1 pseudogene is annotated in these 2022 nt (G+C 65.6%); it reads left to right on the forward strand.

What is annotated here, in order from left to right:
* Positions 1-2022: pseudogene (locus EN893_RS31010) on the forward strand (translocation/assembly module TamB); the annotation flags it as partial.

Here is a 2022-nt window from a genome sequence, read left to right on the forward strand (position 1 = left end):
CAACATCACCCGTCATGACGGCAAGCAAGGTAATGTCGACGCCAAGATCCACTTTGCGCCGGCAGACAACAGGCTCGATCTCGACCTGAAGGCCTCGGAGCCGGCAGGCGGTATCATCGCCAACCTGCTCAAGCTGCCCGACACGCCGCCGGTCGACATAGATGTCTCGGGCACCGGGCCGCTCGCCAACTGGAACGGCATCGGCACGTTCTCGGTCGACGGCAAGATCGTCACCCAGCTGACGGGTCGCCACCAACTGACCGACAAGGGCAATCATATCGAGGCCAAGGGCGACGGCGATTTCGCTCGCTTCCTGCCTGAGAATCTCAAGCCGCTGTTTGCCGGCAAGACCAGTTTCGACATTGCCGGCACCGCCACATCGGCCGGTGGCGTCAGTGTCGACCGCGCCAACATCGACAGCGATGCGGTGCACGGCACCGCGACCGGCATTGTCGATCCTGCCGGCGCCAGCGACCTCTCGGTCGAACTCGCCGCCAAGGGGCCGCCCGTGGTGATCAGCGTCGGCAGCAAGGCGCAGCCGATCACGCTGGCGATCAGCAATGCCACCGCCCGGGCCTTCGGCGACGGCAAGGCGCCGATCATCGACGTCGGCGCCTCCTTCGTCTCCATCGTCGCCGGCGGCACGCGGCTGGACGACCTGGCGGCCCAGATCCATTCCGACGGTTTTGATATCCAGAACCGCGCCGGGCCGGTCACCGTCAAGCTGGAGGCGGGCGGCCTCAACACCGACGTGGCGACGCTGGCGCCGCTGATCACCGGCAAGATCGATGTCGATCTGGCCGGGTCGGTCAGCAAGGACGCCATTGCCATCGACCAGGGCACGCTGCGTTCCGACGCGCTCAACGCTTCGCTGACCGCGACGGTGGCGCTTGCCGACCTGTCGATGCAGCTCAAGATGAACGCGGATGCCGTGGCCACGGCCTTTCCGCCGCAGATCGCCTCGGTGCTCGGCGCTAGGGTGAAATTCTCGGCCAGCGCGGCCCGCGATCCGCAGGGATCCTTCGCCGCCAATTCGATCGAATTCACCTCCGGCACGCTCAGCGCCGCCGGCACGGCCAGCATGCAAGGCACCGACATCCAGGCCGACATCAAGGGCAAACTGGGCGACGTCTCGGTGCTGTCGCCGACAGTCGGCGTGCCGGTTGCCGGTGGCGTCGATTTCGCGCTGTCGGCAAGCGGCGCCATGACGGCGCCGGATTTCACGGTTACCGCCGATAGCGACAGCCTGACGGCATCGGGCCGCACGGTGAAGAGCATCAAGCTGACGGCTAGCGGCAAGGCCGATATCACCAGTCCCGCCGCCAATGTCTCGCTGACCGGCTCCGTCGACGACCAGCCGCTCGACATCAAAGCAGCGCTGGTGACGAGCGAAGGCAAGCGTTCGATCAATGGTTTTCTGGTCTCGCTCGGCGACAACAAGGTCTCGGGTGATCTCGCGCTCGACGACAAATTCATGCCGCTCGGCACGCTGACGCTCGATGCACCTGCCATCGACCAGCTGGCCGCACTTGCCGGCCAGGCGATAACGGGAGACATCGACGGAACCATCCGCTTCGCGGGGGATGGCGACGCGCCCTCCGTTGCGATCGATGCGAAGAGCACATCGATCGCGCGCGGCGAGGTGATGGCCAAGGCCATCACAGTCAATGCACTGATCGCCAATTATCTCAAGGCGCCTGCGATATCAGGTACGATCAAGGCCGACAGCGTCACCTCCGGGACCACGGAAATCGGCGGCATCGGCGTCGACCTGAAGCGTGATGGCGACTGGACCAATTTTACCGGCGGCGCCACCATAGCGGGCATTCCGGCGACCGCTGCCGGCCGGGTGAAGATCGCCGACGGCACGACGAGCATCGAGATTGCCTCGGGCGAGGCGACGGTTCGTGGCATCAAGGCGGCAATCGCCCAGGCATCGACACTAAGCATCGCCAACGGCACGACCAGCATCGAAAGGCTGGCGCTCGACGTCGGCGGCGGCTCGGTGACCTTGTCCGGGAC

It is taken from the genome of Mesorhizobium sp. M7A.F.Ca.CA.004.04.2.1, assembly GCF_004022825.1.
GTDB lineage: Bacteria > Pseudomonadota > Alphaproteobacteria > Rhizobiales > Rhizobiaceae > Mesorhizobium.